The sequence below is a fragment of the Brevundimonas sp. FV1ye29L genome, from assembly GCF_058681095.1.
The window spans coordinates 1,170,040-1,195,408 of record NZ_CM178730.1; the positions used below are offsets into that span (position 1 = coordinate 1,170,040).

Annotated in this window: 26 protein-coding genes; 10 read left to right on the top strand and 16 right to left on the bottom strand. The window is 67.2% G+C overall.

The annotated features are described in order from the left end of the window. Nucleotides 1-24 precede the first annotated feature (24 nt). The 6 genes from arsH to ACW17W_RS05800 all read left to right on the top strand — a co-directional run bounded on the left by arsH (nt 25) and on the right by ACW17W_RS05800 (nt 8,040). Entirely contained in the window at nt 25-747 is a 723-nt protein-coding gene (arsH, locus tag ACW17W_RS05775) for an arsenical resistance protein ArsH (protein ID WP_492079788.1), read from the top strand. Nucleotides 748-873: 126 nt separating this feature from the next. Then, the gene (locus tag ACW17W_RS05780; RefSeq protein WP_492079789.1) at nt 874-2,133 is read left to right on the top strand and encodes a hydrolase; all 1,260 of its coding nucleotides are present in this window, start codon (nt 874-876) and stop codon (nt 2,131-2,133) included. Further along, nucleotides 2,127-3,134 carry an arginine N-succinyltransferase gene (locus tag ACW17W_RS05785; RefSeq protein WP_492079790.1) on the top strand — a complete coding sequence of 336 codons (1,008 nt, stop codon included), beginning with the start codon at nt 2,127-2,129 and terminating at the stop codon, nt 3,132-3,134. The genes ACW17W_RS05780 and ACW17W_RS05785 overlap by 7 nt, the downstream gene beginning before the upstream one ends. After that, nucleotides 3,131-4,549 carry a succinylglutamate-semialdehyde dehydrogenase gene (gene astD / locus ACW17W_RS05790; RefSeq protein ID WP_492079791.1) on the top strand — a complete coding sequence of 473 codons (1,419 nt, stop codon included), beginning with the start codon at nt 3,131-3,133 and terminating at the stop codon, nt 4,547-4,549. The genes ACW17W_RS05785 and astD overlap by 4 nt, the downstream gene beginning before the upstream one ends. A 184-nt stretch (nt 4,550-4,733) precedes the next feature. Continuing rightward, complete coding sequence (astB, locus tag ACW17W_RS05795) at nt 4,734-6,086, top strand: N-succinylarginine dihydrolase (protein ID WP_492079792.1); 1,353 nt, start codon at nt 4,734-4,736, stop codon at nt 6,084-6,086. A 679-nt stretch (nt 6,087-6,765) separates the two neighbouring features. Then, nucleotides 6,766-8,040, top strand: a complete 1,275-nt coding sequence (locus ACW17W_RS05800; protein WP_492080268.1) for an MFS transporter — start codon at nt 6,766-6,768, stop codon at nt 8,038-8,040. Between the two features lie 166 nt (nt 8,041-8,206). Here ACW17W_RS05800 and phhA read toward each other — a convergent pair whose 3' ends face one another. After that, entirely contained in the window at nt 8,207-9,082 is an 876-nt protein-coding gene (gene phhA, locus ACW17W_RS05805) for a phenylalanine 4-monooxygenase (protein WP_492079793.1), read from the bottom strand. 48 nt (nt 9,083-9,130) lie between these two features. Then, nucleotides 9,131-9,445 (bottom strand): heat shock protein HspQ, encoded by a 315-nt coding sequence (gene hspQ, locus ACW17W_RS05810; protein ID WP_492079794.1) that lies wholly within the window; start codon nt 9,443-9,445, stop codon nt 9,131-9,133. A gap of 162 nt (nt 9,446-9,607) precedes the next feature. Here hspQ and ACW17W_RS05815 point away from each other — a divergent pair, with 162 nt between their 5' ends. After that, on the top strand, nt 9,608-10,768 hold the full coding sequence (locus tag ACW17W_RS05815; RefSeq protein WP_492079795.1) for a Ppx/GppA phosphatase family protein: 1,161 nt from the start codon (nt 9,608-9,610) through the stop codon (nt 10,766-10,768). On the opposite strand, the gene ACW17W_RS05820 is transcribed toward ACW17W_RS05815, so the two are convergent. The 5 genes from ACW17W_RS05820 to ACW17W_RS05840 form a co-directional block, all read right to left on the bottom strand. Then, nucleotides 10,735-11,643 (bottom strand): peptidylprolyl isomerase, encoded by a 909-nt coding sequence (locus tag ACW17W_RS05820; protein ID WP_492079796.1) that lies wholly within the window; start codon nt 11,641-11,643, stop codon nt 10,735-10,737. The two genes, ACW17W_RS05815 and ACW17W_RS05820, sit on opposite strands and share 34 nt — an antisense overlap. A 32-nt stretch (nt 11,644-11,675) precedes the next feature. Continuing rightward, nucleotides 11,676-12,575 carry a peptidylprolyl isomerase gene (locus tag ACW17W_RS05825; RefSeq protein WP_492079797.1) on the bottom strand — a complete coding sequence of 300 codons (900 nt, stop codon included), beginning with the start codon at nt 12,573-12,575 and terminating at the stop codon, nt 11,676-11,678. Further along, nucleotides 12,572-13,060, bottom strand: coding sequence for a pantetheine-phosphate adenylyltransferase (gene coaD / locus ACW17W_RS05830; protein ID WP_492079798.1), 489 nt, complete (start codon nt 13,058-13,060; stop codon nt 12,572-12,574). The genes ACW17W_RS05825 and coaD overlap by 4 nt, the downstream gene beginning before the upstream one ends. A gap of 63 nt (nt 13,061-13,123) precedes the next feature. Further along, nucleotides 13,124-13,786 carry a phosphoribosylformylglycinamidine synthase subunit PurQ gene (gene purQ / locus ACW17W_RS05835; RefSeq protein WP_492079799.1) on the bottom strand — a complete coding sequence of 221 codons (663 nt, stop codon included), beginning with the start codon at nt 13,784-13,786 and terminating at the stop codon, nt 13,124-13,126. 84 nt (nt 13,787-13,870) lie between these two features. Beyond that, nucleotides 13,871-15,640 carry a methyl-accepting chemotaxis protein gene (locus tag ACW17W_RS05840; RefSeq protein ID WP_492079800.1) on the bottom strand — a complete coding sequence of 590 codons (1,770 nt, stop codon included), beginning with the start codon at nt 15,638-15,640 and terminating at the stop codon, nt 13,871-13,873. Between the two features lie 286 nt (nt 15,641-15,926). Between ACW17W_RS05840 and ACW17W_RS05845 the strand changes: the two genes are divergently transcribed. Beyond that, nucleotides 15,927-17,132, top strand: coding sequence for a carbohydrate porin (locus tag ACW17W_RS05845; protein ID WP_492079801.1), 1,206 nt, complete (start codon nt 15,927-15,929; stop codon nt 17,130-17,132). A gap of 20 nt (nt 17,133-17,152) precedes the next feature. Here the strand turns inward: ACW17W_RS05845 and ACW17W_RS05850 are convergent, their stop codons facing one another. The 3 genes from ACW17W_RS05850 to purC are packed head-to-tail and all read right to left on the bottom strand — an operon-like array spanning nt 17,153 to nt 18,677. Beyond that, entirely contained in the window at nt 17,153-17,626 is a 474-nt protein-coding gene (locus ACW17W_RS05850; RefSeq protein ID WP_492079802.1) for a YbhB/YbcL family Raf kinase inhibitor-like protein, read from the bottom strand. Between the two features lie 56 nt (nt 17,627-17,682). Next, nucleotides 17,683-17,919, bottom strand: a complete 237-nt coding sequence (gene purS, locus ACW17W_RS05855; protein ID WP_492079803.1) for a phosphoribosylformylglycinamidine synthase subunit PurS — start codon at nt 17,917-17,919, stop codon at nt 17,683-17,685. Next, the gene (gene purC, locus ACW17W_RS05860; protein ID WP_492079804.1) at nt 17,919-18,677 is read right to left on the bottom strand and encodes a phosphoribosylaminoimidazolesuccinocarboxamide synthase; all 759 of its coding nucleotides are present in this window, start codon (nt 18,675-18,677) and stop codon (nt 17,919-17,921) included. Before purC ends, purS begins: the two co-directional genes overlap by 1 nt. Before the next feature lie 293 nt (nt 18,678-18,970). On the opposite strand from purC, the gene ACW17W_RS05865 reads away from it, so the two are divergent. Beyond that, entirely contained in the window at nt 18,971-19,294 is a 324-nt protein-coding gene (locus ACW17W_RS05865; protein ID WP_492079805.1) for a DUF1476 domain-containing protein, read from the top strand. A gap of 54 nt (nt 19,295-19,348) precedes the next feature. Here ACW17W_RS05865 and ACW17W_RS05870 read toward each other — a convergent pair whose 3' ends face one another. The 5 genes from ACW17W_RS05870 to purB all read right to left on the bottom strand — a co-directional run bounded on the left by ACW17W_RS05870 (nt 19,349) and on the right by purB (nt 23,698). Further along, nucleotides 19,349-19,909 (bottom strand): fasciclin domain-containing protein, encoded by a 561-nt coding sequence (locus tag ACW17W_RS05870; protein WP_492079806.1) that lies wholly within the window; start codon nt 19,907-19,909, stop codon nt 19,349-19,351. A gap of 297 nt (nt 19,910-20,206) precedes the next feature. After that, the gene (locus ACW17W_RS05875) at nt 20,207-20,812 is read right to left on the bottom strand and encodes a fasciclin domain-containing protein (RefSeq protein WP_492080269.1); all 606 of its coding nucleotides are present in this window, start codon (nt 20,810-20,812) and stop codon (nt 20,207-20,209) included. 227 nt (nt 20,813-21,039) lie between these two features. Next, on the bottom strand, nt 21,040-21,882 hold the full coding sequence (gene purU / locus ACW17W_RS05880; RefSeq protein WP_492079807.1) for a formyltetrahydrofolate deformylase: 843 nt from the start codon (nt 21,880-21,882) through the stop codon (nt 21,040-21,042). Continuing rightward, nucleotides 21,879-22,403 carry a DNA-deoxyinosine glycosylase gene (locus ACW17W_RS05885; protein ID WP_492080270.1) on the bottom strand — a complete coding sequence of 175 codons (525 nt, stop codon included), beginning with the start codon at nt 22,401-22,403 and terminating at the stop codon, nt 21,879-21,881. Before ACW17W_RS05885 ends, purU begins: the two co-directional genes overlap by 4 nt. Further along, nucleotides 22,400-23,698, bottom strand: coding sequence for an adenylosuccinate lyase (gene purB, locus ACW17W_RS05890; RefSeq protein WP_492079808.1), 1,299 nt, complete (start codon nt 23,696-23,698; stop codon nt 22,400-22,402). Before purB ends, ACW17W_RS05885 begins: the two co-directional genes overlap by 4 nt. A gap of 135 nt (nt 23,699-23,833) precedes the next feature. Between purB and ACW17W_RS05895 the strand changes: the two genes are divergently transcribed. Then, a complete protein-coding gene (locus ACW17W_RS05895; RefSeq protein WP_492079809.1) occupies nt 23,834-24,505 on the top strand; it encodes a glutathione S-transferase family protein in 672 nt (223 codons plus the stop codon). A 176-nt stretch (nt 24,506-24,681) separates the two neighbouring features. On the opposite strand, the gene ACW17W_RS05900 is transcribed toward ACW17W_RS05895, so the two are convergent. Then, entirely contained in the window at nt 24,682-25,185 is a 504-nt protein-coding gene (locus ACW17W_RS05900; protein ID WP_492079811.1) for a hypothetical protein, read from the bottom strand. Nucleotides 25,186-25,369: the final 184 nt, after the last annotated feature.

Below are 25,369 nucleotides of genomic sequence, written 5' to 3' on the forward strand. Positions count from 1 at the left end.
CCATCATTCCCGAATAATGGAAACATGACTCTTGATCAATCGCGGGACGACAGCCTGCCCGAGACCTTCCCCGCCCTGGACGAGAGCCGGTTTCGCCTTCCCGGCCCCGCCGATCTGGCGGCGCCCGTGCGGTTCGACCACCCGCCGCGCTTCCTGCTGCTCTACGGCTCGCTGCGGGAGCGGTCCTACAGCCGGCTGATGATCGAGGAGGCCGACCGGCTGCTGCGCCGCATGGGGGGCGAGACCCGCATCTTTGATCCCCGTGGCCTGCCCCAGCCGGATGACGCGCCTGCGGATCATCCCAAGGTGGCCGAGCTGCGCGCCCTGTCGCTGTGGTCCGAGGGCCAGGTCTGGTGCAGTCCGGAACGGCACGGGGCCATGACCGGCATCTTCAAGAGCCAGATCGACTGGCTGCCGCTGGAGTCCGGCGGCGTTCGCCCGACCCAGGGCCGGACCCTGGCGGTGATGCAGGTCAATGCCGGATCGCAGTCGTTCAACACGGTCAACCAGCTCAGGGTTCTGGGTCGCTGGATGCGGATGCTGACCATCCCCAACCAGTCGTCTGTGGCCCGTGTCTATGACGAGTTCGACGAGGCGGGTCGGATGAAGCCTTCGGCCTGGTATGAGCGGCTCGTCGACGTGATGGAGGAGCTTTATCGCTTCACCCTGCTGACCCGGGAAATCGCCGGCCCTCTGGTGGACCGCTACAGCGAGCGCCAGGCGGCGTCCGGGCCGATCCGGCTGTAGACACGATTCTCCGGGCGACAGCCGCTGCCGGGGCGCCGACGTTCCCGACCCGGCGCTGATCCGGGTTCACCGGGGCCGAATATGGCGCGCCTTCACCTTTGCCGTCCGGGTCGCTAGGCTGGCGTCATGCGCATTCTACCAGAGGACCAGGCCGTGCTCGACCATGTCGCGGCGCGCGGTCCGGCCCTGATCGATCGCACGGTCGCATGGGCCAATGTGAACTCGGGCAGCCGCAACGCCGAGGGCCTCAACGCCGTCCTGAGCCTGCTGGAGGCCGAGGCGCGGACCCTGTCCGGCGCGACGATTGAACGCGTCCCGACCCGGGGCTCGACCACCGTGACCGACGACGGGTCGGTCAGGGCCGAGGCCCATGCCGACGCCCTGAAGATCACCCTGCGCCCGCAGGCCCCGGTGCAGGTCGTGCTGACCGGCCACTATGACACGGTCTTTGCCTCAGACAGCAGCTTCCAGACCGTGACGGCCCGCCCGGACGGCGCCCTGAACGGGCCCGGCGTGGCCGATATGAAGGGCGGGATTTCGGTCCTGATGGGCGCGCTGGAAGCGTTCGAGACCCGCCCGGGACGGGACGCCGTCGGCTGGACCGTCCTGCTCAGCCCGGACGAGGAGATCGGTTCGCCCGCCTCGGCGCCCCTGCTGGCCGCACTCGGCGCGGCGGGTCATGTCGGCCTGACCTATGAACCGGCCCTGGCCGACGGGACCCTGGCGGGGGCGAGGAAGGGCAGCGGCAACTTCCACCTGATCGTCACCGGCCGCGCCGCCCACGCCGGCCGCGCCTTCGAGGAAGGCCGCAACGCCGTCGCCGGCGCCGCCCTGATCGCCGCTGCCCTGCACGGGTTGAACGGCCAGCGCCCCGGCGTGACGGTCAATGTGGCCCGGATCGCGGGCGGCGGGCCGTTGAACGTCGTCGCCGACAACGCCGTGGTGCGGTTCAACGTCCGCGTGCCCGACGCCGCGGCCGCCGACTGGATCACGGGCGAGATCGAACGGCTGGCCGCGACCCCGCCGTTCGAGGGGCTGACGCTGGACCTGCACGGCGGCATGACCCGCGCGCCCAAGCCGATGGACGCCGCCCAGACCGCCCTGTTCGAGGCCGTGCGCGAGGCCGGCGCCCTGCTGGGCCAGCCCCTCGCCTGGAAGCCCTCGGGCGGGGTCTGCGAGGGCAACAACCTGCATGCGGCCGGCCTGCCCAATATCGACACCCTCGGCGTGCGCGGTGGGGACATCCACTCGGATCAGGAATTCGCCTGGCCCGACAGTTTCGTCGAACGCGCGCAACTCTCGGCCCTGATCCTGTGCAAACTCGCGACCGGCGAGATTGACGGGCCGGGTCTGAAGGCCCTGCGTATGAAAGACCCTGTATGCTGATCGTTCGTCCCGCCGGCCCGGCCGACCTCGACCATCTGCTGGAGCTGGCCATCCTCTCGGGACCGGGCTTCACCAGCCTGCCCGAGGATCCGGACGTCCTGTCCGATCGTCTGGAGCTCAGCCGCGCCAGTTTCGACGGCGCCCTGCCGCCGGCCGAGCGCTGGTACACCCTGATGCTGGAGGAGAGCGACACCGGCGACATCGACGGCGTCGGTTCGGTCAAGGCCTCGGTCGGGCTGAAACGGCCCTTCTTCAGCTTCCGCGTCATGAGCAACGCCCAGTCGTCGCCGTCTCTGGACATCAAGCTGGAGCACCAGACCCTGGTGCTGGTCAATGAATGCAGCGGCTGGACCGAGGTCGGCTCCCTGTTCCTCAAGGCCGACCGGCGCAAGGGCGGGGCAGGGCGGTTGCTCAGCCAGTCGCGCTACATGCTGATCGGCGCCCAGCCGGAACTGTTCGCCGAGACCGTGCTGGCCGAGCTGCGCGGGGTCTTCACCCCCGACGGCGCCTGCCCGTTCTGGGACCATGTGGCGCACAAATTCTTCCCCATGGAGTTCGATCAGGCCGACCACATGACCGGCTCGACCGACAAGCAGTTCATCCTCGACCTGGCGCCGCGCCATCCGATCTATGTCAATCTTCTGCCCGAGCCCGCACGGGCGGTGATCGGCAAGGTCCATCCCCAGGGCGTGCCCGCCATGGCCCTGCTGGAGAGCGAAGGCTTTCGGCCTAACGGTCTGGTCGACATCTTCGACGCCGGCCCGACCGTGACCTGCGGCCGCGACAACATCCGCACCGTCCGCGACGCCCGCGCCCTGACGGTGCGCATCGCCGCCGAGGTGGAGGCCGAACTGCCCGGCCTGATCTCGACCGACAGCGTCTCCGCCTTCCGCGCCGTCCGCCAGAAGGTGGCCATCGACGGCGACACGGCGGTGATCTCGGCCGAAACCGCTGCGGCCCTTAAGGTGACGGCGGGCGACATCGTGCGAGTGAAATCATGACCCATCTGACCTCCGTCGACCCGGCCACCGGCCAGACCGTCTGGGAAGGCGCGGCTTCGACCCCGGCCGAGGTCGCCGCCGCCGTCGCCCGCGCCCGCGCCGCCTTCCCCGACTGGGCCGACCGCCCGCGTCAGGACCGGATCGACGCCGTGAAGCGCTATCAGGCCGTGCTGAAACGCCGGGCGCCCGAGATGGCCGGGGCGATCAGCCGCGAGACCGGCAAGGCCCTGTGGGAGACCACCGCCGAACTCGGCTCCATGGCCGGCAAGGTCGATATCTCCATCCGCGCCTATGACGAACGCACCGGCGAGCGCACCGCCGAGACCGCCTTCGGCCAGGCCGTCCTGCGCCATCGCCCGCACGGGGTGGCGGCGGTGCTGGGCCCGTTCAACTTCCCCGGCCACCTGCCCAACGGCCATATCGTGCCGGCGCTTCTGGCCGGCGACACCGTCGTGTTCAAGCCGTCGGAGGAGACGCCCTGGACCGGCGCCCTGATGGCCGAATGCCTGGCCGAGGCCGACCTTCCGGACGGGGTGTTCAACCTCGTTCAGGGCGGCCGCGACATCGGCGCCGCCCTGCTGGACCAGCCCATCGACGCCCTGATGTTCACCGGCTCCGGCGCGGCGGGGGCCTATTTCCGGCGCAAGTTCGCCGACAATCCGCACGTCATCCTCGCCCTCGAACTGGGCGGCAACAATCCGCTCGTCGTCTGGGACGCCGCCGACGCCGGGGCCGTGGCCGGGATCGTGGTCCAGTCGGCCTTCGTCACCACCGGCCAGCGCTGCTCCTGCGCGCGGCGCCTGATCCTGCCCGAGGGCCCGGCCGGGGATGCGGTCATCGAGGCCGTCGCGGCCATGGCCGACCGGCTCAACTTCGCCCCGTGGGATTCCACGCCCGAACCCTACGCCGGGCCGTTGATCTCGGTGAATGCGGCTCAGGGCGCGCTCCAGGCCCTGCAACAACGCATCGACCTCGGGGCGAAGGTGATCCGCGCCTCGGGGCCGGTCGACAATCTGCCGGGCGCCTTCGTGCGGCCCGCCATCATCGACGTGACCGGCCTGAACGTGCTGGACGAGGAGATGTTCGCCCCCTTCCTGTCGGTTGTTCGCGTCCCGACCTTCGAGGCGGCGATCGAGGCTGCCAACGCCACCCGCTATGGCCTGTCCGCCGGCCTCGTCAGCGACGACCCGAACAACTGGGACCGCTTTATCCGCCGCATCCGCGCCGGTGTGGTCAACTTCAACCGCCCGACGACCGGCGCCGCCGGCGACATGCCCTTCGGCGGCCTCGGCGACAGCGGCAACCACCGGCCGAGTGCGTACTACGCCGCCGACTACTGCGCCTGGCCGGTGGCGAGTTTCGAGGCCGGGGCGGTGAGGAATATCGAGGGTGAGATCAAGGGGCTGAGACCATGACCCTCTCCCGGAGGGAGAGGGAGACCGCGCACGGCGCCCCGGACTTGATCCGGGGCGTCGTTCTGGCGCGGTCGGGTGAGGGGTTACGGTCTCGACGATCAGACACCGTAACCCCTCACCCTTTCGGCTGGCGCATCGCTGCGCTCTGCGAGCCTCAAGCCCTCTCCCTCCGGGAGAGGGCTCTGTGAAAGCCCTCGAAGCCAACGCCGACGGCCTGATCGGCCCGACCCATTCCTATGCCGGGCTCAGCCCCGGCAACCTCGCCTCCAGCCTGAACAAGGGCGAGGCGTCCAATCCTCGCGCCGCTGTCCTGCAAGGCCTGGAGAAGATGAAGGCCCTGGCCGATCTGGGCCTGCCCCAGTTCGTCCTGCCGCCGCACGAACGCCCCGACATCCCCTTCCTGCGCCGCCTCGGCTTCACCGGCCCGGACGCCGCCGTGCTTGAACAGGCGTGGAAAGACGCGCCGTCCTTTGCCGCCGCCGCCTGTTCCGCCTCGGCCATGTGGGCCGCCAACGCCGCCACGGTGACGCCCTCGGCGGACTCCGGCGACGGCCGGGTTCACTTCACCCCCGCCAACCTGCACACCAACCTGCACCGGTCGCTGGAGCACGCCCAGACCCGGCGGTCGCTCGACGCCCTCTTCCCTGACCCGTCGCATTTCGCCGTCCATGAGGCCCTGCCGGCCGTCGCCCATCTGGCCGACGAGGGCGCCGCCAACCACGTCCGCCTGTGCGCCGACCATGGCGACCCGGGCGTCAATCTTCTGGTCTGGGGCCGCGACGCCTTCGAACCCTGGGACGGCGCCTGGCCCGCCCGGCAGACCCGACAGGCCTCCGAGGCCATCGCCCGTCGTCACGGCATGAGCGCGGGCGGGGCAGGGCGCCCGGTCCTGCCGCAACAGTCGCGCGCCGCCATCGCCGGCGGGACCTTCCACAATGACGTCGTCTGCGTCGGGGCCCTGGACACCCTCTTCTTCCATGAACAGGCCTTCGAGGACACCACGGGGACAAAGGCGACCATCCGCGCCGCCGCCGACGGCCTGTTCGAGCCGGTCTTCGTCGAGATCGCCGGGGCCGACCTGTCTCTGGCCGACGCCATCTCCAGCTACCTCTTCAACTCCATGCTGGTGCAGATCCCCGGCGAGGACCGTCTGATCCTGATCTGCCCGACCGAGACCCGCGACAACCCGCGCAGCCATGCGGTCGCACAGGGCCTCGCGGCGTCCAACGGTCCGATCGGCGCGGTCCGCTATGTCGATGTGCGCCAATCGATGCGCAACGGCGGCGGCCCGGCCTGTCTGAGGCTTAGGGTCGTGCTGACCGAGGCGGAACTGGCGGCGACCAACGCGGCCATGCGTCTGACCGACGACCTCCACGTCCGCCTGTCGCAGTGGGCGAACCGCTGGTACCGCGACCGCCTCACCGCGTCCGACCTGTCCGACCCCGCCCTCCTGACCGAGACCCGCGCGGCCCTGGACGACCTGACCGGCCTGCTGGGCCTGGGCGGCGGTTTCTATCCGTTCCAGCGGGAATCCTGACGTTTTGCCCTCTCCCGCCGGGAGAGGGAACAGATCGAAAAGCTGATCCATCACACATCAGCCCCTTCCCCTGTTGATTTCCAACCGCTTTCCCCAATCTCGCCGCCGCGAACCCGCCTGACCTCGAGTCCGGTCCATAATCCTCCCCGTCCCGCTGCGAGGGGAAGGCGTCCTGGGCCCAGGACCCGGACGTGCGGCGGGGGCGATCGAGCGGGAAACTGCATCGTATAATCCGGTCACGGACCGCGCCCCGGCGGAGACCTGGGGCGATGGACACACGACGCCGGTGGCGGTGCGGGACTGTCCGGGGGGTGAAATCCCCGGAGCCCGGAGAGCCCTGAACCTCTCCGCCCGTCGCGGGCTTAATGTCGGCCGGGCCTAAACGGTGAAGCGCAGGGTGCTGAATCCACCCGGCGGACCGTCCGATGCCCTCCCCGGCGCGCTCGTGTGAACCGGTCGTGGCGGAGCCTGCGGCGGAGGCCGAAAATTCTCACCGGTCCCCGTAACGCGAAAGCAGGGGACCACATCGGTTCCGGGTCGAGGCCCAGGCTCCGCCGCTTCCCCGTCACCCCTCCGAAACGAGGCGGCGAAGACGGCTGTCCGAACGCCATCGGCCCGCTATGGTGCGGTAAACAGGAGACGCCCGTTGACCGACGCCGCCGCCCCGAGTCCCGAACCCATGACCCCCGGCCGTCGGCTTCGCAACATCATCGGCGGATCGGCCGGCAATCTGGTCGAATGGTTCGACTGGTACGCCTATGCGGCCTTCACCCTGTATTTCGCCCCTCTGTTCTTCCCCTCCGCCAACGACACGGCGGAATTGCTGCAGGCCGCTGCGGTGTTCGCCGTCGGCTTCCTGATGCGGCCGGTCGGGGCCTGGGTCATGGGGGTCTATGCCGATCGCAAGGGGCGCAAGGCCGGGCTGAGCCTGTCGGTGACCCTGATGTGCACCGGCTCCCTCATCATCGCCTGTCTGCCGACCTATGCGACCATCGGACTGGCCGCGCCGGCCCTGCTGCTGGTGGCGCGGATGCTTCAGGGGCTCAGCGTCGGCGGGGAATACGGCTCATCGGCCACCTATCTGTCGGAGATGGCCACGGCGAAGCATCGCGGCTTCTGGTCCAGCTTCCAGTACGTCACCCTGATCTCGGGTCAGTTGCTGGCCCTGGCCCTGCTGATCGTCCTGCAGAACACGCTCAGCGAGGCGGCCCTGTCGTCCTGGGGCTGGCGCATCCCCTTCTTCGTCGGGGCGGGGCTGGCGGTGATCGTCTTCTGGCTTCGCCGCCGGCTGGACGAGACCCGGGCCTTCGTCGCCGAGGACACGCAGGCGGCGCCGAAGTCCAGCGCCCTTCTGCTGGTGCTGAAACACCCGAAGGAGGCCCTGCTGGTGCTGGGGCTGACGGCCGGCGGCACGCTCGCCTTCTATACCTACACCACCTATCTGCAGAAATTCCTGACCAACACCTCGGGCTTCTCCAAGGCGACGGCGACCGAGATCAGCGCGGCGGCCCTGCTGGTCTTCATGCTGATCCAGCCGGCCGTGGGCGCCCTGTCGGACCGGGTGGGGCGCAAGCCGGTGATGATCGCCTTCGGGGTGCTGGGCGTGCTCTGCACCGTGCCGATCATGTCGACCCTGGCCGTGACCACCAATCCGGTCGCCGCCTTCGGCCTGTCGCTGGCGGCCCTGGTCATCGTGTCCGGCTATACGGCCATCAATGCGGTGGTGAAGGCCGAGCTGTTCCCCGCCCATATCCGGGCCCTGGGCGTGGCGCTGCCCTATGCCGTCGCCAATGCGGTGTTCGGCGGCACGGCCGAATACGTCGCCCTGGCCTTCAAGCTGGACGGCCATGAAAGCCGCTATTTCTGGTACGTGACCGTGATGATCGGCGTGTCCCTGATCACCTACGTTTTCATGCGAGACACCAAGGCGAAGAGCCTGATCGTGCATGATTAGTGTCTCCTCCCTGTCGCGCAGCGATGGGGAGGTGGCGCGGCGCGCCTGCGCCGTGACGGAGGGGTTCTTTCTGCTTCACTCACGCCCGTCCCGCTTCAAGAACCCCTCCACCACTTCGCGGTCCCCCTCCCCATTCGCCAGGCGGCGAACAGGGAGGAAAAAGAGCTTAGGCCGCGAACCGGCCCCCTCGCGCGGCATAGGTCTGGGTCCCTTTGGAGAACACCCGATCGGTCGGCAGAATCGTCTCGACCGGCAGGTCCTTCGCCCCCTTCAGGGCCGCATAGACCGGTTCGAAATCCTGCAGGGTCACGGTCTTCAGGGCCTCGACCGAGGGGATGACGAAATAGGTCTGCTGGAAGTCGTCGATCCGGTACAGGGTCCGCATCACCCGCTCCAGCTCGAACCCGAGACGGTTGGGCGAGGCGTCCTCCAGCGCAAAGACGCTCTCGGTCGCCGACGACACGATCCCGGCGCCGAACAGCCTCAGGGCGCCGGCCTCCTCGATCAGGCCGAACTCGACCGTGTACCAGTAGAGTCGGGCCAGATTGGGCAGCATGCCCAGAGAGGCCGCCCTCTGCCCGCCCTGGCCGTAGGCCTGCATATAGTCGGCGAAATCCGGATCGGTCAGCATCGGCACATGGCCGAAGACGTCGTGGAAGATGTCCGGCTCCTGCAGATAGTCCAGCTGGTCGCGCCGGCGGATGAACTGGCCCGACACGAACCGCCGGTTGGCCAGATGATCGAAGAAGACGTCGTCAGGCACCAGACCCGGCACGCAGACCACCTCCCAGCCGGTCAGGGCCCTCAGTTTCGGATTGAGCAGGGCCAGGTCGGGAATGCCGCCGCCGCCCAGATCCAGCGCCCGGGTCCCCTTCAGAAAGGCGTCACACGCCCGCCCGGGCAGGATCTGCATCTGACGCGCATACAGGATGTCCCAGGTCGCGTGCTCTTCCTCGGAGTAGGCGCGCCAGTTCTGGCTGATGGTCCAGTCGGCCGCCGCGCCCGGTGGCGGCGTGTCGAAAACATGCTCGAAATCGGACATGCGGATACTCCTGCTGGCCCTCAATCTAGGCCCGCCGGCCCCGGCGATCTAGTGGATCGGCGAATGGCGCGGGGCGTGGTGGCCATCGGCGTCGATGGTGAACCAGCGGGCGGCGTCGTTGCGGGACAGCGGCGGCAGTTCGGGATCAGGCTCCAGCACGTCTTCGGCGGCATAGACGGTGAAGCCGGCATCCTCGCCGAGCGCCATGACGCGATAGAAGGGCTGGTCAGGCTCGTCCGGCCCCGGCGCTTCCGGCGCGCCCGCATAGGCGGCGTCGACATCCACCACCAGTCCCCGGAAGGCGTGGTCACGATGGCGAACGATCTGGCCGAGGGCGAACTGGGCGATCCGGTGCTGTGTCATCCTTGATGTCTAGGCGGGTGAACCTGAGCCGGACCGGAGCAGGCTGTTCATGTCCGGGTCATGTTTCACCGGTGTCACATTCGCTTGGCGTCAGCATACGGACGGGTCTAGTCTGGCGCCGACGGGCGCCTCTTCGGCGCGCCCCCCAGGAAAGTTCGGCCCATGCCGGAACCAGACGCCGCGCCTGTCGGGCGCGACGAACGGTCCCCGCGCCGCCGACCCGGTCGTCGCGCCTCCTCGGGCGGATCGGGTTCCGGCGCCTCGGGTCCAGGCGCCCCGCTGTACGGGGCCCTGGACCTCGGGACCAACAATTGTCGGCTGCTGATCGCGCGGCCGACCCGCGACGGCTTTCGCGTCGTCGACAGCTTCAGCCGCATTGTCCGGCTGGGCGAGGGCCTGTCCCTGACCGGTCGACTGGACGAGGCGGCGATGGACCGCACCTATGACGCCCTGGCCCACTGCGCCGAACGAATCGGGCGCAGGGGTCTGGAGGCCTCCCGCCTGACAGCCGTGGCCACCCAGGCCTGTCGCGCCGCCGAGAACGGTCAGGCCTTCGTGGATCGCGTCCGCCGCGGCACCGGTCTGGCCCTGCGTATCATCGACCCGGCCGAGGAGGCCCGGCTGTCCGTTCAGGGCTGTCTGAACCTGTTCGATCCCATGGCCGATGCGGTTCTGGTGATCGATGTCGGCGGCGGTTCGACGGAACTGTCCTGGCTCAGTCGCGCCGGACGCGAGATGAAGACCGTGGCCTGGATGTCCGCGCCGCTGGGCGTCGTCACCCTGGCCGAGCGCCACCCGGAACCCACGGCCTCGATCCCCGCCGAGGACGATCGCTGGTACGAGGCCATGGTCAGCGACATGTCCACGGCCCTGGCGGCGGGTTGCGCCTTCGATCCGGCGCTGGAGGCGTTACGGACGTCCGGCCGCAGCCATCTGGTCGGGACGTCGGGCGCCATTACCAGTCTGGCCGGGGTCCATCTGAACCTGCGCCGCTATCAGCGCGACCTTGTCGACGGGCTGTGGATGACCCGCGACCAGTGCGACGCGGCAACACGACGATTGCGTTCGCTCGGGGCTGCGGGACGATCGGCCGAGGCCTGTATCGGGCCCAATCGCGCCGACCTGGTGCTGGCGGGGGCCGCCATTCTGGAGGCCGTGCAACGGGCCTGGCCCTGCGAACGGGTCAGGGTTGCGGATCGCGGCCTGCGGGAAGGCCTGATTCTGGAGAGAATACGCGCCGACCGCACACCGCCGCGCCGCCGCCGTCGGGGGCGGGGACCGGGCGGGGTTCAGACGGCCGGGGCGGCAGCGCCGGAGACCTGAACCGGAAGGGTCACATCGCAAATGGAAAAATCCGCGCCGCGCGCCGTCCTCACCTGACCGGCCAGTTCCCGGAACCGCGCTGATTCGGTGTCCAGAACCTGTACGACGGGGCGATCCGCTTCTGGCAGGTCGGCGGCGATGCGGACGCGGGTCATCAGATCGGGCTGGGCCACGATGCCGCTGGCGTCGGTTCCGGCATTCAGCGCCCGCACCACATCCAGCCCCGCCACCGTCACGCCCCAGATTGAATAGCGCTTGTCCAGCGACGGATAGGCCTGGCGCATGATGAAGAACTGGCTGTTGGCTGAATCAGGATTGTCGTCCCGCGCCATGCCCGCCACGCCGGGGCAGTACAGGCCCCATCCATGCACCTTCTGGTCCGCCGTCTGCGCCATCAGGGCGTCCGGCTGGGTCTGGACCGGCAGGGCGTGGACGAAACCCAGGACGGCGCCGGCCGGGGTCGCGACCGGGGTGAAGGGCAGGTCGGAGCCCCGCCGGAAGGTGAACTCGGCCTTGAGGTCCGGCCAGGCGCTCTGGCCGTCGCCAGTGCCCAGCGGGTCGCCGGTCTGGGCCATGAAATAGTCGATCACCCGATGCCACTTCAGCCCGTCAAGGAAGGCCGCCCGGGCCAGCAGCCGCATGCGCTCGACGTGGAGCGGCGCAATCCGGGGCATGAGTTCGACCAGGACCCGGCCTTTGGTCGTATCGATGACCATCAGGTTCTCGGCCGCGACCGTACGCCACTCCGGGGCCGGGGTTGTGGCGGCAGGGCCTGATGTCGGGGCGGGAGCCGGCGCCTCCGTCTGGCCGAAGGCCGCTCCGGCCAGGCTGAAGGCCAGGGCCGCTGCCGCCGTGAAGGCCGCTGTCTTCCTCATGGTCGTCGCTCCCGAATCAGTGCGATCGGGCCTCAGCCGCCCGTCACCTCGGCGGGGACTTCGACATCACAGACGTTGAACGTCAATCCGGCCGTGGCGCGGGCGGCCTCGACGCGAGCGACGAAAGAGGGGCTACGCGGGTCCATGACCCGGGCCGCCGGGCGTTCGCCCTCCGGAATGGCGTCGGCCAGCCGAACGCGGGTCATGACGTCTGCGCCGGCGCCCACCGCCCCGTTGTTGCTCTCGGTACCGGCGTTCAGGGCCTTGAGCACATCCATGCCGGCGACCACACGGCCGAAGGCGGTATACTGGCCGTTCAGCAGATCCGAACGGCCCGTCATGAGATAGAACTGGCTGTTGGCGCTGTCGGGCGACCCGGCCCGCGCCATGCCGGCGACGGAGGGGCAGAACAGGGCATGGGCGCCGACCTTCATGTCCGCCGTCACGAACATCTGGGCGTCGGGCTGGGTCTGGACGGGCAGGCCATTGAAATAGCCGCGATAGCCTTCGCCGCCGCCGGTCACGGGCTGAAAGGCTCCCCGACCGCGCCGGAACGTGAACTCGCCCTTCAGATCCGGCAGGTCGCTGCCGCCCTCGCCCGTACCCTGGGGATCGCCCGTCTGGGCCATGAAACCGGTCAGGACCCGGTGAAATTTCAGTCCATCATAGAAGCCGCGACGGGTCAGGGTCCGGATGCGATCAACGTGGGCGGGCGCAATCACAGGGTCCAGCTCGACGAGGATCCGGCCCCTTGTGGTCTCGATGACCAGGAGATCTTCGGGCGCGATGGACCGCCATTGGTCGGCGCCGAGAAGAGCGGCCGGGCCGGGAGTGGCGGCCGGGCCGGGAGCCGGACGGGACTGGGCGGATGCGGAGGCGGCCCCCAGGGCAAGGACGAGGGCGGACGTGACCGCCGCAGAGACGCGGATCATGAGTGAGGCTTGACCTTCTGGCGCACCGCCGCCGCCACGGCGGGGGGTACGAAACTGTCGATGTTACCGTCCAGCCGGGCGATCTCCTTGACAAGACGCGAGGCGATGGCCTGGTGGCGCGGATCGGCCATCAGGAACACGGTCTCGATGTCCTGATTGAGGCGCTGGTTCATGGCAGTCATCTGGAACTCGTACTCGAAGTCCGCGACGGCGCGCAGGCCGCGCACGATGACATTGGCGTCCAGTTGCTCGGCGAAATGCATCAGCAAGCTGGAAAAGGGCTGGACGACGATATCGGCGTCGAACCGGGCGACCTCGGCGCTGACCATCTCCACCCGCTCGGCTGTGGTGAACAGGGGCCCCTTGTCGTCATTCTGGGCTACCCCGACGACAAGGCGGTCAACCAGCTTCATGGCGCGGCCGATGATGTCCAGATGACCGTTCGTCACCGGATCGAAGGTGCCCGGATAAAGTCCGATGCGCATGGCATTTCCTCCCCGCCTGGGCCGCGTTGTTAGCAGGTGCGAAACGAGGGGCCTAGAGGCCGATCAGGCCGCCGCCATGATGCTCTGGAACAGGACGGCTCCATCCGCCGAACCCAACTCGGCCTCGAAGGCGCGGTCGGGGTGGGGCATCATACCCAGCACATTGCCGCGTGCATTCTGGATGCCGGCGATGTCGGCCACCGAGCCGTTGGGGTTGTCGACATAGCGGAACACGACCTGGCCCTCGCCTTCCAGCCGCGCCAGAGTCTCTGCGTCGGCAAAGAAGTTTCCGTCACCATTGCCCTGGGTCATGACGACTTCCCGCTGGCCCTGATAGCCGGCGGTAAACCGGGTCTGGCCATTGGCCACGGTCAGGGCGATCGGCTTGCAGACATATTTCAGACCGCTGTTGCGCAGCAGGGCGCCTGGCAGCATTCCGGCCTCGCACAGAATCTGGAAGCCGTTGCAGATCCCGACCACGGCGACGCCGTTGTCGGCGGCCTTCTTCACGGCCTGCATGATCGGCGCCTGGGCCGCCATGGCGCCGCAGCGCAGATAGTCGCCATAGGAAAAGCCGCCGGGCAGGACGATCAGATCGAGGCCAGCGGGCAGTTCGGTGTCCTGATGCCAGACCATCTCGACCCGCTCGCCGGTCGAGCGTTCGATGGCGACCTTGCAGTCGCGGTCACAGTTGGAACCCGGGAAGACAATAACGGCTGCGCTCATGAGGCGGCGTGTAGCAGGCTCCGGCCCGAATGTCAGGACCGACTGCCGGTTTGCTGCAACAACTGCGCGACCCGGCGAACCGGATCAGGCCGCGATCCGAGATGTTCCCCGATGCGACCGCACGGACCGGTTCTCTTCACGGTTCGACACCTGGAACCTGCCGATGGACTGGCTCAGAGCGTCAGTTTCCTGGGCCAGGGCGTGGCTGGCCGCCGTCGTCTGCTCGACCATGGCCGCGTTCTGCTGGGTCACCTGGTCCATATGTCCGACGGCCGTGTTGACCTCGCGGAGCGCTGTGGACTGCTGCTCGCTGGCCGCCGCCATTTCTGTGATCAGTTCACCGACCCCGACCACCCGCTTCGCGATCCGGTCGAGGGTCGCACCTGCCTGACGCACCAGGTCGACGCCCAGCGTCACCTGCCGACCGGAGTCCGAAATCAGGGCGTTGATCTCCTTGGCAGCCTCGGCCGACCGCTGGGCCAGGGCCCGGACCTCGGAGGCCACCACCGCGAAGCCTCGCCCGGCGTCGCCTGCACGCGCAGCCTCGACCCCCGCGTTCAGCGCCAGCAGATTGGTCTGGAACGCGATCTCGTCGATGACGCCGATAATCTGGCTCATCTGGGTCGATCCGGAGTGGATCGCGTCCATCGCCGACACCGCCTCTGCGACGACCAGGCCGCTGGCGTCGGTCTCCTTGCAGGTTTCGCCGACGGCGTCGGCCGCCGCGCGCGCGCCCTCAGCCGACCGATGCACAGTCGCGGTGATTTCTTCCAGCGCGGCGGCCGTTTGCTCCAGGGTGGCCGCCTGCTGCTCGGTGCGACGCGACAGATCATCGGCCGCCTGGGCAACCTCGCCGGCGCCGCTGCGGATCGCCACGGCATTGGCATCGACCGATGACAGCGTCTGTTCGAGACTGTTCAACGCGGCATTGAAGTCGTCCTTCAGCTTCTCATAGCCTTCGGGGAATTCGCTGGAGATACGGTGCGTCAGGTCGCCCCGCATCAGATGCTCCATGCCTTCGGCCATGGCGGCGACGACCACTGCCTGTTGCTGCGCCGCCTCCAGCTGAGCCTGACGGGCCCGATCCTGTTGTTCCGCCTCCGCCTGCTCGCGCTCTGTGGCAGCCGACCGGGCGGCCGCCTCGATGGAGCGAGCCTGTTCCTGCGTCTCGGCCTCCGCCCGAGACCGTTCAACCATGAGCGCTTGCAGGGCCACGACCGACCGGCCAACGCCGCCGATCTCGTCCGCCCTGTCGGCGCTGGTCAGCACGACGTCAGTCCGGCCCTGGGCCAGCGCCGCCATCTCCTTGTTCAGAACGCCGATCGGGCCGGTCACTGTCCGCGTCGAGACGCGCATCACCAGCAGGCTGAGTCCGGCTCCAAGCAGGATGATCACCGCCATGGCGACCATACCAGCCATAGCCAGGAAATCGGCGCGGGCCTTGGTCGTCGCGACTGCGGACTCGATCTGGGTGGAAATGTCCGCCATCCGGCCCTCAAGCTCCGCAAAGCGAGTTGTGAACGCGGGCAGGGCTGCGGTCGCTGACGCGCCCTCGACCGCGGCGAGAGCGACGATTTCCTCCGCCGAGACGATATACTGCTCCAGCGGCTCATTGACGGTTTGAAGGGCGCGAACGGTTTTCGGCTCGGTGGCCATCGTCCGGTTCCGCGTGATCGCGGCCCGAAAATTCTCCGAATGTTCCTCAAGGGACGCCTGAATCTCGGGCATCTGGTCGCTCCGGCCCTGTTCGGCGGCGAGCAAGGCCGCCAGCACGTCGCTTCGGAGAGCGTCGTGCATCATGTCGGCTTCCATGTGGTTTCGCATGACGGACGCGCTGTTTGCGGAGTCCGCCATGGCGCGGCTCAGGGCTCCGGCGACCAGAAGGCCCGCGCCGGGCCCAAGGGCGCACAGCATTACCATTAGAAGGCCGGCGAACCTGACTTTGGAACGGATAGTCGACAGCATAGGACGCCCCCATTTCCGGTTATTAAGGATCAGACACCTAAAAAATGGGTTAATAAATAGATGATGAGAAATCGATATTTCTACTTTCGGTGCGTTGATCAAGTATTCAGTTTCTAGGCAGACGATGGGTCCCATCTATCTAAGTGAATACTGATAAGAATGGGGAAGAGACAGCATGTTGGAGCTTGATGTCGCGAAACGATGGGCGCTGGCGGTCTTCCCGGCGGCCGCATTTTTGATGTCGGCCGCTTCGGCCGCAAGTCAGACAGAAAAGCAGCAAGTCGAACCGGGGTCCGCCTGGAGTTGGGGGGCCGCCTATACGGCGGATGTGATCGGCGTGGTGGAGGGGATCGATCCCAGGGCGGGACGGTTCCTCGACAACCTTGCGATCGCCGTGGACGGAGACCTGGATCGACAGTTCGGCTGGACCGGCGCCCGTGCGCATATCAGCCTGCTTGCCAATCACGGGGGTGAGCCGAATACGATTGCCGGCACCTTGCAGGGGTACGACAATATCGAGGTCGCCGCCCAGGGCGTCAGGCTCTATGAGGCCTGGGTGGAGCAGGAGGTTGCCGGAGGCCGGGCCTCCGTGCTGGCCGGCCTCTATGACGTCAATAGTGAATTCTATGCGACCGGCGCCTCTGATCTTCTGCTGGCGCCGCCGTTTGGCATCGGTTCGGAACTGGCCGCGACGGGGCCCAACGGTCCAGCCATCTTCCCGTCGACGTCACTCGCGGTGCGCGTCCGCATCGGGACGCCGGATGACGCCTATGTTCAGGTCGCAGCCGTCAATGCCCGCGCCGGAACGATCGGGGATGACGGCGGCGTCGATACGACGCTGGATCATGGCGTCCTGTATCTGGCCGAGACCGGCTGGTCGGGACCCATGCGCATCGCCGCCGGCGTCTGGCGCTACGGCGACCGGCAGGAAGACATCCGCGAGACCTCGGCCGTGGGCCAGCCTTTGGGCAGTCGCGCCCAGGGGGCCTATCTGCTTGCAGAGGGCGTCATTCTGAGCGTTCCCGACGGCCCGACCCTGGCCGCCTTCACGCGGCTGGGCGTATCTGATGGCGACACCACCGACTTCAAGGGCGGGTGGCAGGCCGGGTTGAGGCTGGACTCGGTGGTCCCGGGACGGCCGGACAGCGCGGCCTCTATAGGCTTTCATCAGGGTTTTCTGTCCGACAAGGCGCGCGCAAACGCCGCCGATACGGGGGTGGCGTTCGCCGGGGAGGAGAGCGGGGTCGAATTGACCTTCTCGGATACTGTGGGGCCTTTCACGATCCAGCCCGACGTGCAGTGGATTCACCATCCCGGCGGCGAGCGCGACCGCGACCCATTGTTGATCGTGGGCCTGAGGGTCATCTGGACGCTCAAATAAGTGTTCAGGCCGACGAGGACTCAGCCCCTGACTTCGTAGGTCGCCGTGATCGAGGCCTTCGCCAGGGTGTGGAAGTGCAGGTTGAAGCCGAACACCGCCCCGGAGTCATTGGGTGTGACGTCCAGTCTGTCCACGTCCACAGCGAAGACCGTGAAGATATAGCGGTGCGGTCCGTGGCCGGGCGGCGGGGCGGCGCCGCCGAAGCCGGAAGCGCCAAAATCAGTACGGCCCTCGACAGACCCGCGGGGAAGGCCATCAGGCGAGGCGCCGGTCGCGAGTTCCGCCACGTCGGCGGGGATGTTGGCAACGGTCCAGTGCCAGAAACCCGATCCGGTCGGCGCATCCGGATCAAAACAGGTGACCGCATAGCTCTTCGTGCCCTGGGGCGCGCCGGACCAGGCCAGATGCGGCGAGGCATCGCCCAACGCTTTCACATGGGCGTCAGGCAGGACCCCGCCGTCAACGAAATCACTCGAGGTAAGGGTGAAGGTCATGAAGGTCTCCGTACGCGCCGAAATCTGAATGCCTGAACAGGCGATCCGTGGCGCCGTCAGGCGACGTCGATGCGGTAGCTTTCGATCACCGTATTGGCGAGCAGCTGTTCGCACATCTTTTTCGCCTCTCCGGCAGGATCGTCGACGCCGTCCAGATCGAACTCGATCAGCTTGCCGACCCGGGCTCCGGACACCCCCGTCCAGCCGAGACCCTGCAGGGCGCCTTCGACAGCCTTGCCCTGCACGTCAAGCACACCGGGCTTGAGAAAGACATGAGCCTTGATTTTCGCCATCAGTGCAGTCCCCCCTGAATCACGGTCGGCATGTCCTTCATGATGCCGAGGCGGCGGGCCACCTCCGCATAGGATTCGATCACATTGCCCATGTCGCGGCGGAACCGGTCCTTGTCCAGCTTTTCGCCGGTGGCTGTGTCCCACAGGCGGCAGGAGTCGGGGCTGATCTCGTCGGCAAGGATGACGCGGCTGAAGTCATTTTCCCAGATACGGCCGAACTCGATTTTGAAGTCGACCAGGGTGATGCCGACCGCGCCGAACATGCCGCACAGATAGTCGTTGACCCGCACGGTCGTGGCCAGGATGTCGTCGATCTCCTGGGTCGAGGCCCAGTTGAACGCCGTAATATGCTCCTCGGTCACCATCGGGTCGTTGAGCTCGTCCTTCTTGTAGTAGAATTCGATGATGGAGCGGGGCAGGGGCGTGCCCTCTTCCTGGCCCAGCCGCGTGGCCAGCGATCCGGCGACGATGTTGCGGCAGACCACCTCCAGCGGGATGATCTCGACTTCGCGGATGAGTTGCTCGCGCAGGTTCAGCCGCTTGATGAAATGGTTGGTGACGCCGATGCCATTGAGGCGGGTCATCACAAACTCGCTGATGCGGTTGTTGATGACGCCCTTGCCCTCCAGCGTGGCTTTCTTCTGGGCGTTGAAGGCGGTGGCGTCGTCCTTGAAATACTGGATCAGGGTGCCGGGCTCGGGGCCTTCGTAGAGGATCTTGGCCTTGCCCTCGTAGATCTTTTTGCGCTTGCTGTTCATCGGCGGTCGTCCCGGTGGGGAGGTTGTGCGCCCTGGCTGAAACAAAAAACGCGCAGCCAGACGACGGTCTGGGCGGCGCGATCCGGAATCGGGCGGACGGAAAATCAGTCGGCCGGACCTTAGCGGAACGAGGCGCCCGATACAAACGTCGCGGGCCCCTCGATCCCGGCAGGGCCCGTCACGGCGGGCGGCCCGTCGGGCAAGTGTTCCATATTGCGTTGGCCGACGGGCGGGCTATAGACCTGAGGTCAGCGCCTCGGGTACCGGGCGCATACGGAGCGTGTGGACGGCTAATGACGACTTTCGATGATCGGGAGAACGCCTTCGAGGCCAAGTTTGTCCTTGATCAGGATCAGGAATTCCGCGCCATTGCGCGCAGGAACAAGCAACTGGGCCTGTGGGCGGCCGAGAAGATGGGCCTGTCGCCCGAGAGCGCCGAGGACTATGCCAAGGCTGTCGTGCGCGCCGACTTTGAGCAGCCCGGCGACGAAGACGTGTTCCGCAAGGTGGCCGGAGACTTCAAGGGCGCCGGGATCAGCGTTTCGGAAGGCGAAATCCGCTCCAAGATGGACGAGCTCGCCTCGGTGTCACGCGACCAGGTCCGCGCAGGCGACTAGGCCGGGCGCAGCCGCAGGGCCGCACAGCGCGCGGCCCCACGAGCTGCAGGCTTCTCAGGGCGGCGTCAAAACACCGTCGATGACATGGATGACGCCATTGGCCGCGGCCACGTCGGCGGTCAGGATGTCGATATGGGCTCCGGCTGCGTCCGTAAGCCGTAGTCCGCCCTGTCGTCGGGTAACACGCAACGCGCCCCCTTCAACCGTCGTGACGGTCGCGGATCCGCCGCCGACGCGGATGGCGACGGCCAGATCCGCCGCAGTGATCCGACCAGCAACAACGTGGTAGGTCAGAATTCGGCTCAGATCGCCCCGACGGGCAGGGCGCAGCAGGCTGGCCACGGCCCCGTCCGGCAGATCGTCAAAGGCGGCATTGGTGGGCGCGAATACCGTGAAGGGACCCGTTCCGTTCAACGTTCCGACCAGTCCCGCTGCGCTGACGGCCGTCACGAGAGTCGACACATCGGGGTTGGTGGAGGCGACGTCCACCAGCGTGGGGGCCGTGCGCATGTGGCTCGCTGCCCGGGGCTTGTGATCGTGGGCCAGGGCGGGCGCAGCGGCGGTGACGGCGAGACCGCACAGGGCGGCGGCGAACAGGCATGTCCGGGTCTTCATCGGTCTGTCTCCTCTTCCGTCCCTCATGGACGGTAGATGGAATACGCACCCTGTTTCCGCCGGATGATGTTGGTTTGATTAAGAAAAAATCACGGAACGCGGATCATCCAAAAGGGGTCGGACGTCGTAGTGGCTGCCCATCGGGTTGGAGACCAAACCCTGGATGAAATGCCGAAGGGCCGCGCCCGGGGGGAAGCGCGGCCCTTCTTTATCGGGGGTCCGGGGGGAGACCTCACCCGACGCTGCGACTTGCGCGTCTCTACAATGCCCGGACGCGCAAGCGGTTCACCAAAATCGTCAGCCCGGCATCACGACGGTATCAATGACATGCACGACCCCGTTCGATTGCAGCACATCGGCCTGGGTGACGCGCGAAGTTCCGCCCGCCGCGTCCGTCAATGTGACGGAGCCGTCGGCGTTGACGTTGACCGTCAGCTTGCCGCCCTGAACGGTGTCCAGCTCGACCTTGCCGCCGTTGGCCTGGGCCTGCGAAGCCAGATCAGCGGCCGTCAGCCGGCCCGACACGACATGGTAGGTCAGGACCTTGGTCAGATCGGCCTTCATCGCCGGCGTCATCAGGGCTTCACGCGTGGCGGCCGGGATTTTCTCGAACGCGGCATTGTCAGGCGCGAAGACCGTGAAGGGGCCGGGGCCGCTCAGGGTCTCCACCAGGCCGGCGGCCTGAACCGCACTGACCAGGGTCGACAGGTTCGATGCCTTGGACGCATTGGTGACGATCGTGTCGTTGGGGCTCATGGACGCGCCGCCCACCATCGGATCGGCAGTGGCCGCAGCGGGAGCCATGGCGGTCGCGTCAGCCGGGGCAGTCGTCGTCTCGGAAGCCGGATTGCACGCCGAAAGGCCAAGCAGGGCGGTCGCGGATACGGCGGCGATGAGGGTCATCTTGGTGATCACTGGGAGTTCTCCACACAACACCGCATCTGATGGCGGCTGTGAGGGTTACGAACGAGCCCGCCATTGGATGCGCGGCCGGGGCGCCTTCCGTCGTGAATACCCTGCGACAGAACAGCGCTTGGCCCGGGCCGGGGGGCGCCTCCACGCTCGAACGGCATCAAGCCGATCAAGCCGGACTGCGACCTTGCGTTCAACGCTGTTCGGCGTCCTGGGGCCTAATCGCCGAAGACCACCGTCTTGCCGCCGTGTCGTAGAATTCGGTCCTCTAGGTGATAGCGGACCGCCCGGGCCAGCACCCGACGCTCGATGTCGCGGCCCTTGCGGATCAGGTCGTCAGGCGTGTCCCTGTGGCTGATGCGTTCGACGTCCTGATCGATGATCGGGCCCTCGTCCAGATCCGCCGTCACATAGTGGGCGGTGGCGCCGATGACCTTCACGCCTCGCGCGTGGGCCTGATGATAGGGCCGGGCGCCCTTGAAGCCGGGCAGGAACGAGTGGTGGATGTTGATGCAGCGGCCCTCGAGAGCCTTGGCCAGGTCGTCAGACAGGATCTGCATGTAGCGCGCGAGCACGACCAGTTCGGTCCCCGTGTCCCGGATCAGGTTCAGGAGCATCGCCTCCTGATCGGCCCTGGCCGAAGCGCTGACCGGCAGGTGGTGGAACGGCAGGTCCCCCAGGTCCACGTGACCGATCTGGTCGCGCGGGTGGTTCGAAACGATCGCCGTCACCTGCATCGGCAGCTCGTCGATTCGCCAGCGGTACAGCAGGTCGGCGAGACAGTGATCGAATTTGGACGTCAGGATCATCACCCGGCGCGGCTCCGGTCCGAGCAGGGTCCAGTCCATGCCGAACCGCTCGGCCAGGGGCGTGAAGGCGTCGCGGATCGTCGCCTCCGGATCGCCGGCGGCCGGTTCAAACACCACGCGCATGAAGAACGTCGCGCTGGAGGCGTCGCCGAACTGCTGGGCGTCCGAGATGTTGGCGTCCCGGTCGAACAGGAAGGCCGACACGGCGGCGACGATGCCGTGCCGGTCGGGGCAGGAGAGGGTCAGGATCATGATGAGGCAGAGGCGGCCGGGGGGAGGAAGGCCGCCAGTATGGCCCAGCTTTCGGCCTTTAGCGACAATGACAGGGTGAAGGCGGGGCTGGAGGACGGCAGGTGGATCAGGGTCAGGCCGGGCATTTCACCCAGTGCCCCACGCCCCAGCCGGGCGGCTGTCTTGCCGTTGAAGGCGATGGCGCGCAGTTGCGGCAGGCTGGCGATCAGGGCCTTCAGATCAGCCTGTTCCGGCTGGCGGATCGCGGCGTCGAGACTGCCGGCGCGCTCGGCTGAGGCGATGACGTCCCACAGGCCGACACCCGCCGTCTTCAGCGCCTCCAGCCGGGCCTCATAGGGCAGGGCGGCCAGATCGATCCCGATCGCGCCGCCCGTCAGCCGCCAGAAGGCGTTCCGGGGGTGGGCGTAGTATTGGGTCGCTGCGAGAGAGGCCTCGCCGGGCAGGCTGCCGAGGATCAGCAGGCGCGTCCCGGCATCGACGACGGGCGCAAAGGCGCGCTTCCGTTCAGGCGAGCCGCTCAGCCGCCGAACACCCGCTGGAAGACCACGTCCACGTTTTTCGTATGATAGTCGAGGTCGAACAGGGTCTCGAGCTGGTCGTGGGGCAGGGTGACGCGGGGGTCGGCCTTGAGGAAGTCGAGGAAGACGCCCTCGCCGCGCCAGACCTTCATGGCGTTCTCCTGCACCGCCGCATAGGCGTCCTCGCGGCTGATGCCGGCCTGGGTCAGGGCCAGCATGACGCGCTGGGAGTGAACCAGACCGCCGAGCCGGTCGATGTTCTTCTGCATGTTCTCGGGATAGACGTTCAGCCGCTCGATCACGCCCGCCAGACGGTGCAGGGCGAAATCCAGGTGGATGGTGGCGTCCGGGCCGATGCCCCGCTCGACCGACGAGTGGCTGATGTCGCGCTCGTGCCAGAGGGCGACGTTCTCCATGGCCGGCACGACGGCCGAGCGGACCAGACGGGCCAGGCCGGTCAGGTTCTCGGTGAGGATCGGATTGCGCTTGTGCGGCATGGCCGACGAGCCCTTCTGGCCCTTGTCGAAGAATTCCTCGGCCTCCAGCACCTCGGTGCGTTGCAGGTGACGGATTTCCGTCGCCAGACGCTCGATCGAGGAGGCGACGATGCCGAGGGCGGCGAAGAAGGCGGCGTGGCGGTCGCGGGGGATGACCTGGGTCGAGACCGGCTCGACCTGAAGGCCCATCCTGTCGGCGACATATTGCTCAACCGCCGGATCGACATTGGCGAAGGTGCCGACGGCGCCGGAGATGGCGCAGGTGGCGATCTCTTCCTTCGCGGTCAGCAGGCGGCGTTTCGCCCGCTGGAACTCGGCGTGATAGCCGGCCAGTTTGAGCCCGAAGGTCACGGGCTCGGCGTGGATGCCGTGCGAACGGCCGACGGTCGGGGTGTATTTATGCTCCTTCGCCCGGGTCTCCAGCGTGGCCAGAACCCGGTCGACGCCGCCGATCAGCAGGTCCGAGGCCCGGGCCAGCTGGACGGCGAAACAGGTGTCCAGCACATCCGATGAGGTCATGCCCTGATGCAGGAAGCGGGCCTCTTCGCCCACCGTCTCGGAGACGTGGGTCAGGAAGGCGATGACGTCGTGTTTGGTCGTGCGCTCGATCTCGTCGATGCGGTCGGCGTCCCAGACGACGTCCTTGCCCTTGGCCCAGATGGCCTCGGCGGCCTCGGTTGGAATGACGCCGAGCTCGGCCATCTTGGTGGCGGCATGGGCCTCAATCTCGAACCAGATCGAATACTTGGTCTCCTGCGACCACAGGGCGACGGCTTCGGGGCGGGAATAGCGGATGATCATGGGCGCGGGATGTCGGTGGAACCCCCTTCTGAGTCAAGCGGCGCTTGTGTCTGACGCGGGTAAACTTGAGCGTGCGGCTGTGGTGCAGACGGTCGAGTCGGAGCAAAAGATCGCCAACCCGCACAGGAGATCGTCATGAAGCTGATCATCGGACCCCGCCGCTATTCGACCTGGTCGCTGAGGCCCTGGCTGGTGCTGAAACGCTGTGGCGCGGACTTCGAGACCCATGAGATCGATTTCGGCACGCCGGAAGGTCATGCCGAGATGATGCGCCTGTCGCCGAGCGGTCTGGTGCCCGTGCTGCAGGTCGAGGGCGAGACGATCTGGGACAGTCTGTCGATCTCCGTCTGGGCGGCGGAGCAGTATCCGCAGGCGAAGCTATGGCCGGCCGATGCAAAGGCCCGCTGGCTGGCCCGGTCGGCGGTCTGTGAAATGCACGGCGGGTTCCAGAACCTGCGCACCGCCCTGACCATGAACGGGGGGCATCTGATGGTTGGCGACAGCCGGTCGGAGACACCCAACCATGCCGCAGCGATGCAGGACATCCGGCGGCTGATTGGGTTGTGGAGCGAGCTGCGCGGCCGGTTCGGCCAAGGCGCTGGAGCAGGGGCGGGGCCGTATCTGTTCGGCGACTGGTCGATCGCCGACGCCTTCTTCACCCCTGTGGCGACGCGGCTGAGGCACTATCAGATCGATCTGGCCGAACTGGGCGATGACGGCGCGGCGGCGGCCTATACGGCGACCCTGCTGAATGATCCGCATTTCCTGGAGTGGGAGGCGGAGGCGCTGGCGGGGATGCGGGGCTGACTAAGAGCGCGGGCCGGGAAAAAGGTATCGAGAGTATTCGGAAGCGGGTGTTTCGTTCATCGCGACCCCCTTCCCATGTCGGCGCTCGGACGGGGTGCCAAGGATATAATTAGACCTCACTGCGGAATTTGACCCGATTAAGCTCTGATGGCCGAGGCAGACTCGACAGGGACATTCTATTGCCATTGCAAGGGGCTACGAACTACGCGCCGTCGGAACGGGCCGACGATCGCCAGCCCTTGCAGGTCGCGCGGGCTGACCCGAGCATCAAACCGATAGAGGATTCGGGTACGGATGCCTTGGGGAATGCGCATGAACTGGACCCGGTAGCCCATGCGCGAGACATCGAGACTGCTGGTGCCGATCGTCATTACATTGGCGGGAATCTGACCGCCGTTTACATCGATCAAGGCGGACTCGTCGTTAAAATGCCAAGTCGCGTCACGATCCGGCTTTACGAAGGCCTCACATTCCACGTACCCGCGACGGTAGGTGCAGGGGCGCATCTCGACTTCAAAGTCCGCAATTCTCGTCCACATTGATTCGCCGACCAAGGCCTCGGGCACGCTTCGAAATGCGTTCACTTCTGCGCGGAGATCGCTGCAACCGACGGGAATTAGGGGCATCAGAACTTCGGCGGCCCCCGTCCGCTGGCTGCCCGGCGTATCGTCCCATCGCATTCCCCAAGAGCCGCATTGTGCAGGCGAATTCGTCTGCGGAGGCGTTGGTCCGGCTATTGAAAGGAGCAATGCGAGTCCGGCCATCATCATGGGCATCGTGAATAAACCTCCCCCTCATTCATTAGTCGACCGTTGGCGATCCAGAAGGTCGTCGCGCCGCCATCGTAAGTCGCACGGATGCGGT